The organism is Pseudomonas taiwanensis (assembly GCF_013393345.1).
Lineage (GTDB): Bacteria > Pseudomonadota > Gammaproteobacteria > Pseudomonadales > Pseudomonadaceae > Metapseudomonas > Metapseudomonas resinovorans_C.
Genome location: NZ_QJRF01000035.1, coordinates 1 through 8321 on the forward strand (window position 1 = coordinate 1; position 8321 = coordinate 8321).

An 8321-nucleotide genomic window follows, 5' to 3' on the forward strand; every position below is an offset into this window, starting at 1 on the left:
CGGTTGGCCACCCAGCCCTGGATCTGCTCGCGGGTCGCACTGCCCTCGTACATCGCCCGGTGGTACGGGTGGTGGATGTGGTAGCAGGCGCCCTTGGCACGCAGGGCCTGTTCGAATTCGGCGGGCGTCATGGCGATCTGGTTCATCTCGGGCTCCGTTACAACACGATGCTCATGCCATCCCAGGCCACTTCGATGCCGTGGCGCTCCAGTTCGGCGCGTTCGGCGGAATCGATGTCGAGGATCGGGTTGGTGTTGTTGATGTGGATGAGCACCTTGCGCGGACCGGCAATGCCGTCGAGCACCTCGATCATCCCGCCCGGGCCGCTCTGCGGCAGGTGGCCCATCTCGCTGCCGAGCTTGTCGCCCACCTCGCAGTGGCGCATCTCGTCGTCACGCCAGAGCGTGCCGTCCACCAGCAGGCAGTCGGCGCGGCGCATCCAGTCGAGCAGCGCGTCATCCACCTGGCCCAGGCCCGGGGCGTAGAACAGGCTGCCGCCGCTCTCCAGGTCCTCGACGAACAGGCCGATGTTGTCACCGGGGTGCGGGTTGCCGCGGTGCGGCGAGTACGGCGGCGCGCTGCTGCGCAGGGGAATGGCGGTGAAATTCAGGCCCGGACAAGCGGGAATGGTGAACGACGGGCTGGCCAGGTCGATGGGGTTCCAGGTGAGGCCGCCATTCCAGTGCTGGAGCATGCTGAACAGCGGGAAGCCGCTGGACAGGTCCTGGTGGACCATGTCGGTGCACCAGACCGGGTGCGGGCAGCCCTCGCGCAGGCTCAGGAGGCCGGTGACGTGGTCGATCTGGCTGTCCATCAGAATGATCGCGGCAATGCCGGTGTCGCGCAGGCGGCGGGCCGGTTGCAGCGGCGGAAAGGCCTCGAGCTGGGCGCGGATATCCGGGGAGGTGTTGCACAGCACCCAGTCGACGCCATTGGCGCTGAGGGCGATGGAGGACTGGCTGCGCGGCTGCGCGCGGACCTTGCCGCTGCGTACGCCGGCGCAGTTGCGGCAGTTGCAGTTCCACTGGGGGAAGCCGCCGCCGGCGGCCGAGCCGAGAATCTGGATGTGCATGGCGAGTACGACCTGCCTCGGAGTCCTGCAAGAAAAAGGACCCCGGCGAACCGGGGCCAAGCAAGGACGATGCGCCGGTGGAGGCCAGCGCAGCGCCGTGGAGCATCAGCGATTGGCGAAGTACAGGGTCACTTCAAAGCCAATGCGCATGTCGGTGTAGCTGGGTTTGGTCCACATAGTTGAGTCCTCTCTTTTGTTGTTGCGTGGGGTGAATCGAAGCACTCTTCATCCGATTTGGTCAGGCAAGGCGGCGAGGTTGTGGCCGCCTTGCCTGGCCCCGATCAGGGTTTGTCTTTCGCAGCGGTCGCCTGCTGCTCCTTGGTGTAGTCCGCATACTCGCGGCTCATGACGTAGGCCTTGATCTTTTCGACCTCGTCCGCGGTCAAAGTGTCCCCGAAGGATGGCATGCCCAGGGGGCGCAGCACGCCTTCGCGGACGATCTGCTGGAACAGGCTGCGGCGCGACTCGTCGGATTTACGCAGGTCAGGCACCAGACCGCCGCTCATCGCCCCGACGCCGTGGCATACGGAACAGTAGCTGCCGTACAGCTGCTGGCCCGCCTTCAGGTCGGCTTCGCTGGCGTGGACCGGTTTCGGGATGCGGGTGAGGGCGGCGACCTGCTTCTCCGGCAGCGGCGGCAGGCTGGCCTTGCCATCCAGCTTGAACACCAGCAGGCGGCTGACGTTGCTGACGCCCGGCGCTTTCGCCGCATCGCCGCCGATCAGTGGGGCGACACCGCCCCAGCCAGCCATGATCGCCACGTATTGCTCGCCCTTGTAGCTGTAGGTCATGGGCGCGGCGACGATGCCGGTCTGGGCGGCGAAAGACCAGAGCTGCTTGCCCTTGTCGGCCGAGTAGGCCACCAGGTTACCGGCGGCGGTGCCCTGGAATACCAGGTTGCCCGCGGTGCTCAGGGTGCCGCCGTTCCAGTAGTGCGGGTAGGGCACACGCCAGGCTTCCTTCTGTTTCACCGGGTCCCAGGCGAGCAGCGCACCGGACACCGCTTCGCGCGGAATCTCGGTGGCGTCGGAGAAGCCGGCGCCGGTGTTGAAGCCCTTGCGGCGGACGAAGTCCTTGCCTTCATTGCGGTAGACACCGGGGATTTCCTGGTAGGGGATGTACACCAGGCCGGTCTGCGGGTTGTAGGACATCGAGTGCCAGCTGTGGGCGCCGAACGGACTCGGCCACATCACGACGGGTTCTTTCTCGTAGCGCACACCCGGTACTTCCACGGGGCGGCCGGTGGCCAGGTCGACGCGCTCGGCCCAGGTCACCTTGCCGAACTTCTCGGCGGACAGGAGCTTGCCGGTTTCTCGGTCGAGCACGTAGAAGAAGCCGTTCTTCGGCGCCTGCATGATCACCTTGCGCGGCTTGCCGTCGAGCTCGAGGGTCGCCAGGGTGAGCTGCTGGGTCGCGGTGAAGTCCCAGGTCTCGCCCGGGGTCGTCTGGTAGTGCCAGGCCAGTTTGCCGGTGTCCGGGTCCACGGCGAGGATCGACGACAGGTAGAGGTTGTCGCCGCCGCCGGGGCTGCGCAGCTCACGGTTCCAGGGCGAGCCGTTGCCGGTGCCGATGTAGAGCAGCTCCAGCTCGGGGTCGTAGGCCATGCCGTCCCAGACGGTGCCGCCACCGCCGCCTTTCCAATACTCGTCGCCTTTCCAGGTCTTGGCTGCTTCGGCCAGCTCCGGATGCTCATAGGGCTTGGCCGGGTCACCGGGCACGGTGTAGAAGCGCCAGGCCATCTTGCCGGTCTCGGCGTCGTAGGCGGCGAAGTAACCGCGCACGCCGTACTCCGCGCCGCCGTTGCCGATGATGACCTTGCCCTTCACCACGCGCGGGGCGCCGGTGATGGTGTAGGGCTTGCTGTTGTCGGTGGTCTGCTGGCTCCAGACTTCCCGGCCGGTCTTGGCGTCCAGGGCGATCAGGCGGCCATCGAGGGTGCCGATGTAGATCTTGCCATTCCACAGCGCGACGCCACGGTTGACGGCATCGCAGCAGGCGTCGCGGGCCTTGCCGCGTTCGATCTGCGGATCGAAGGTCCAGAGAACCTTGCCGGTGGCGACGTCGACGGCAATGGCGCGGCTCCAGGACAGCGAGGCATAGAGCACGCCGTCGGAGAACAGCGGGGTCGCTTCCAGGCCACGGTGGTTATCGAGGTCGAGGTACCAGGAGAGGCCGAGCTTGCCGACGTTGTCGGCGGTGATCTGCTTCAGGGGGCTGAAGCGCTGTTCGTCATAGGTGCGGCCATGGCTGAGCCATTCATTGCCATCTTTCTTGCTGGCGACGATGGCGGCCTGGTCGACGGGCGCCGCGTAGGCAGCTGGGCCCAGCAGGGCGACGAGCAGGGCGGCGGCGAGGCGGGTACGGTTTTTGTGCATGGGCTGCGCTTGGGACATTACGCAGGACTCCTTGATGTGCTTGTTATGGGCGGAGTGTTTTTCGCTCATCCGATGTGAATCAGGCGGGCGGCTGGCGAAAGGTCAGAACACCTGCAGCAGGCGCAGGTTGATGCGGTTGCTTTCCTCGAATCCATTCTCCACGGACAGGTCCTGTCCATAGGTCGCCAGCACCTGGGTGGTGGGCGTGATGAAGTAGGAAGCGCCTATGCTGTATTTGCTGGTATCGGGCTCGTCATCCAGGTCGACGCCGTCGACTTCGCTTTCGCCGCCCCAGGTCCTGGAGATGCCTGCACGGATATCGAAGCTCTGAGTGAAGTTGTAGCGCAGGAACGCCTGGCCCTGATAAAGCTCCGACTGCTTGCGTGTCACGCTGTCCGGACCGTAGTCGTCGTTGTCGCCGAAGAAGGTCACGTCGCCCACCAGGTCGAGGGTGAGCTTGTCGGTCAGACCGGTGATGTAGCCGGCCTGGAGGGTGAGCTTCCAGCGATTCTCGCCGAGGTTTATCGGCTGGTCGTTGTCGTAGCTGCCGGTCGGCGCAAAGATGAAGGGCGTGATACCGAAGTAGCGGCGCTTGGCCGGGTCGTTCACCAGCCAGAGGGTGGACGCGAGGATCAGGTCGCCGGTGCCGCTGTCGCTGCCCAGTCCCTTGAGGTCGTCCTTGGCACGGACATTGCCAAAGGGCAGCAGAAACTGCGGATCGATGATGTAGTCGCCCAGCTTCATGAAGTGGACACCCCGGAGGATGCCCACGTCCGAATCCAGGCCGGCGTCGATGGGTGCCTTGTGGCCATTCGCGTAGAGGGCGTCGCGTTCGGCGTGCTGGTAGTACAGGAGGCCGAGGTTGGTGCCTTCGGGCAAGGCGGTGTAGTCGCCTGCATCCACATCGAGGGCGTGGGCGAAGGAGCTGAAACCGGCCGCGAGGCCGAGGGTGGTGGCCAGGGTCAGGACCCTGGAAAGAGCCGTCTTCTGCGTGCTGCTGGTACAGGCGAGATGAGCGGATGCGCTCTTCTTCATGGACATCACCTTTTATTGTTTTTGTTTAGAATCGGTTGCTGTTTCCGGTTTGAAAATCAGGGAAGAACCGGAGACGCACCAGCTGTTCAGCAGGACCTGTGCCATGTTGTTTTGAGTTCTGATTAGTTCTTGAAAATCAATGGCTTGTGTAACGATGACATTAACGGTCAGGAGCCTTTGGGCAACCGCATCGACTCGCTGTCTCACTCTGAGTCAGAGGCAGGGCGGAGATGCTGTACCGGAGTGATACAACCGTTTCGAGGATGAGCCATGAGCAAGCCCGATGACCCCACTCCCGCCACTGAAGGCAGGACGGTTCTCATGTCACCTGAAGGCCGCAGGCAAGCCTTCGGATCGCAACTGATCGCACGCTCCTGGCAGCGCTCCCACCAGTACGGTATATCGCCTTGTGACCGGGTGCTGTTCGACGCGCCGGTGGTGGTTCGCCCGAAGGACATCCAGGACCACGGCGGCTTGCTGCTGCGCGCTGCTTCGCCCGAGATGGAACAGCTGCACGGGGCACTGGCACCGAAGGACTGGGTGCTCGCCTGCATCGACATGGAAGGGGTGGTGCTCAGCTCGATCGGCAAGTGCAACAGCGCCAGCCAGGAGCTCAATCAGGTATTCCGGCCCGGCGCGCAATTCCTCGAAACGCTGGTAGGCACCACCGGCCCGAGCTGCGCCCTGGAAGAAAAGGAAACCGTAGTGGTGGCCGGCTCCGACCACTACCTGGAAGAGGCGCGTGCCTTCACCTGCATGGCCACCCCGATCTTCGGCCTCGATGGTGGAATCGTCGGTGTGCTGGATGCCAGCCGCAAAGGACCGGCCACCTCCCTCTACTGCCTGGAATCCCTGGTCATCGCGGCACGCGCCATCGAGCGGCGGATGTTCATGGAGCTGGGGAATGTCCTGCTGGTGCATCTGCATTATCGACTGGACATCCTCGGCACCCCCATGGAGGGGCTGCTGGCGTTCGATCCGGTCGGGAAGCTGAAGGGCGCCAATCGCATCGCCACGCAGATCTTCTCGTCGCCGGGGTTGAAACCGGGGATGGATTTCAACGAGCTGTTCGACATGCCGTTCGCCCATGCCGTCTGCTATCGCCGCTACGATCTCAGCGTACCGTTCCGCATGCAGACGCAGTGGGGCAGTCATCTGCATGCCTGCCTCACCACCGCGCCGGACAAGAAGGCCGGGCAGTTGCCCGAGCCACCGCGACCTTTCACCACGGCCGAGCGCCGCCCTCTCGCCGCGCAGGGGCCGTGCCTCGAAGACCCGGCCGTCAGCTCTGCTCTGGAACGTGCGCGCAAGGCCTTTGCGCGGGATATCCCGGTGCTGATCAACGGCGAGACCGGCACTGGCAAGGAAGTGCTTGCCCGATTGCTGCACGAGGGCAGTGCCCGCGCCAGTGGGCCCTTCATTGCGATCAACTGCTCATCGATTCCTGCGAGCCTGATCGAGTCGGAACTGTTCGGCCATGTCGAAGGCGCGTTCACCGGCAGCCGCAAGGGCGGGGCGGCCGGCAAGATCGAGCAGGCGCACCAGGGCACGCTGTTCCTGGACGAGATCGGCGATATGCCGCTGGAGCTGCAAGGACGCCTGTTGCGGGTGCTGCAGGAGCGCAGCCTCAGCCGTCTTGGCAGTACCGCCGTGATCAAAGTGGATTGCGCGCTGATCTGCGCGACCCACCGCGACCTGGCGCAGCTGTCGCAGGACCAGGGTTTCCGTGAGGACCTCTACTACCGCATCAATGGCCTGCGGGTCACCCTGCCGGCCCTGCGCGAACGGTCCGACCTGGCGCTGTTGATCCAGCGACTGCTGCAAAGCGAGACGGCATCCCATGCGCCGCTCGCGCTGGAGGAATCCGCATTGCAAGCCCTGCTGAATTACAGCTGGCCGGGGAATATCCGGCAGCTCCACCAGACGCTGCGACTCGCCGCCGCGCTGGCTGAAGACGAGGGCTGGATCGGATTGCAGCACCTGCCAGACGAGGTGCTGCAGGCTATCCCCAAGGCGCCGGGGCGCGAGATGGAAACGGTTGCGGCTGTCGCTCCGCAGTCACTGGCGGGGGATACCTTGCTGGCATCCGAACAGCGCGCGATCCGCGCCGCCATCGACGCCTGCCAGGGCAATCTCTCGGCTGCCGCCCGCAGCCTGGGCATCGGGCGGGCAACCCTGTACCGCAAGCTCAAAGCGATGGGCGAAACCTAGGGGGGTGATGGGTATCGTGCCTCCACCCATCCTACAAAAGCTCCGTAGGATGGGTTGAGCTTGCGAAACCCATCAGGTGCGCAGGCGGTTGGTTGCCGCGTCAGCGAGCCGTGGTCGGATCGATGATCCCGCGCACTTCGGACACGCGATTGGCCGGGAAGCCACCTTGCTCGGCATGTTCGCGGACCAGCTGTTCGTTATCCGCGCGGTACACGCAATAGACCTTGTCGTCGGTCACGTAGCTGTGCAGCCACTGGATCTGCGGCCCCATGGCACCGAGCACGGCGCACGACTTCTGCGAGATGGCCTGGAGTTCCTTGATGGTGAGTTTTCCCGCGCCGGGGATTTCGCGTTCGATGACGTAGTTCGGCATGGTTGTTTCCTTGTTGTTGTGGGTTGTCTGGTTGCTTTCTTGTGGGAGCGAATTCATTCGCGAATGAATTCGCTCCCACAGGTCGGAGTACGGCTTTTGTAGGGTGGATGGCGCTTTTTCCATCCACCAGCGGTGCCGGGTTGGGCGCCGAAAGGTGGATCGGTGAAGCGTGATCCACCCTACGAGAGCCGTGTAGCGGCGGATCAGAGCTTGATCAGCACCGACTTCAGCTCGGTGTAGTGCTCGATGGCCGCTGCGCCCATTTCGCGGCCGACGCCGGAGAGCTTGTAGCCGCCGAAGGGCAGGGCCGGGTCGAGGGCGCTGTGGCAGTTGACCCAGACCGAGCCGGACTTGATGCGCGGAATCATCCGGTGCACCGCCGCGAGGTCGTTGGACCAGACGCTGGCGCCGAGGCCGTAGGGGTTGTCGTTGGCCATGCGAATGACTTCATCGACGTCGTCGAAGGGCATTGCCACCAGCACCGGGCCGAAGATTTCTTCCTGCACCAGGCGGTGCTGCTGGTCGACGTCGACGATCACCGTCGGCTTGACGAAGTAGCCGGGGCCGAAGCCTTCGCCGCCGCAGGCGATGGTGGCGCCCAGCTCGCGGCCGAGCTCGATGTAGCCGGTGACGCGGTCCTGCTGCTTGGCGGAGATCAGCGGGCCCATCTGCACGCTCGGGTCGAGGCCGTTGCCGAGCTTCATGCCGTTGGCGATGCCGGCGATGTCGGCGATCACGTTGTCGAAATGCTTGCGGTGCACGTAGAGGCGCGAGCCGGCGCAGCAGACCTGGCCCTGGTTGAAGAAGATCGCGCTGGCGGCGCCGGCGGCGGCTTCGGCGAGGTTGGCGTCGGGCAGGACGATGGTCGGCGACTTGCCGCCGAGTTCCAGGGTCACGCGGGTCATGTTGTCCATGGCCGCCTTGCCGATCTGCTTGCCGACTTCGGTGGAGCCGGTGAAGGTCAGCTTGTCGACGCCCGGATGGCGGGTGAGGGCGACGCCGGCATTCAGGCCGGTGCCGGTGATGACGTTGAACACCCCGGCCGGGTAGCCGGCTTCCAGCACCAGTTCGGCCAGCTTGAGGGCGGTCAGCGGGGTTTCGTCGGCGGGTTTGAGGATCACGGTGCAGCCGGTGGCGAGCGCCGGGCCGAGCTTCCAGCAGGCCAGCAGCAGCGGGAAGTTCCAGGCGACGATGGCGCCGACCACGCCCACCGCCTCACGGCGGATGAAGCCGTGGAACTGATCATTGGGCATCA

The 8321-nt window shown here is 64.8% G+C and carries 7 protein-coding genes and 1 pseudogene; 1 reads left to right on the forward strand and 7 read right to left on the reverse strand.

The features are described from left to right. From DM872_RS04980 to DM872_RS05000, 5 genes and pseudogenes are all read right to left on the reverse strand, one after another. Window positions 1-146, reverse strand: a pseudogene (locus tag DM872_RS04980) (pyrroloquinoline-quinone synthase PqqC); the annotation flags it as partial. 11 nt (window positions 147-157) lie between these two features. Continuing rightward, entirely contained in the window at window positions 158-1072 is a 915-nt protein-coding gene (pqqB, locus tag DM872_RS04985) for a pyrroloquinoline quinone biosynthesis protein PqqB (RefSeq protein WP_179058317.1), read from the reverse strand. A 105-nt stretch (window positions 1073-1177) separates the two neighbouring features. After that, window positions 1178-1249, reverse strand: coding sequence for a pyrroloquinoline quinone precursor peptide PqqA (pqqA, locus tag DM872_RS04990; RefSeq protein ID WP_120655176.1), 72 nt, complete (start codon window positions 1247-1249; stop codon window positions 1178-1180). Between the two features lie 104 nt (window positions 1250-1353). Continuing rightward, a complete protein-coding gene (locus DM872_RS04995) occupies window positions 1354-3465 on the reverse strand; it encodes a PQQ-dependent dehydrogenase, methanol/ethanol family (RefSeq protein WP_256873292.1) in 2112 nt (703 codons plus the stop codon). A gap of 84 nt (window positions 3466-3549) precedes the next feature. Then, on the reverse strand, window positions 3550-4482 hold the full coding sequence (locus DM872_RS05000) for a transporter (protein ID WP_179058411.1): 933 nt from the start codon (window positions 4480-4482) through the stop codon (window positions 3550-3552). A 270-nt stretch (window positions 4483-4752) separates the two neighbouring features. Between DM872_RS05000 and DM872_RS05005 the strand changes: the two genes are divergently transcribed. Continuing rightward, complete coding sequence (locus DM872_RS05005; protein WP_256873293.1) at window positions 4753-6693, forward strand: sigma-54-dependent Fis family transcriptional regulator; 1941 nt, start codon at window positions 4753-4755, stop codon at window positions 6691-6693. A gap of 100 nt (window positions 6694-6793) precedes the next feature. Here the strand turns inward: DM872_RS05005 and DM872_RS05010 are convergent, their stop codons facing one another. Together DM872_RS05010 and DM872_RS05015 are read right to left on the reverse strand one after the other, a co-directional pair. Further along, window positions 6794-7066: a DUF4242 domain-containing protein gene (locus DM872_RS05010; RefSeq protein ID WP_179058412.1), complete on the reverse strand. Its 273-nt coding sequence runs from the start codon at window positions 7064-7066 to the stop codon at window positions 6794-6796. A gap of 203 nt (window positions 7067-7269) precedes the next feature. Next, the coding region (locus DM872_RS05015; RefSeq protein ID WP_179058413.1) for an aldehyde dehydrogenase family protein at window positions 7270-8321 on the reverse strand (1052 nt) is incomplete at its 5' end.

What these genes read in the sequence shown, in the direction of transcription:
- DM872_RS05010 (WP_179058412.1), bottom strand. Translation starts at nt 7,066, where the DNA reads ATGCCGAACTACGTCATCGAACGCGAAATCCCCGGCGCGGGAAAACTC.
- pqqB (WP_179058317.1), bottom strand. Translation starts at nt 1,072, where the DNA reads ATGCACATCCAGATTCTCGGCTCGGCCGCCGGCGGCGGCTTCCCCCAG.
- DM872_RS04995 (WP_256873292.1), bottom strand. Translation starts at nt 3,465, where the DNA reads ATGTCCCAAGCGCAGCCCATGCACAAAAACCGTACCCGCCTCGCCGCC.
- DM872_RS05000 (WP_179058411.1), bottom strand. Translation starts at nt 4,482, where the DNA reads ATGAAGAAGAGCGCATCCGCTCATCTCGCCTGTACCAGCAGCACGCAG.
- DM872_RS05005 (WP_256873293.1), top strand. Translation starts at nt 4,753, where the DNA reads ATGAGCAAGCCCGATGACCCCACTCCCGCCACTGAAGGCAGGACGGTT.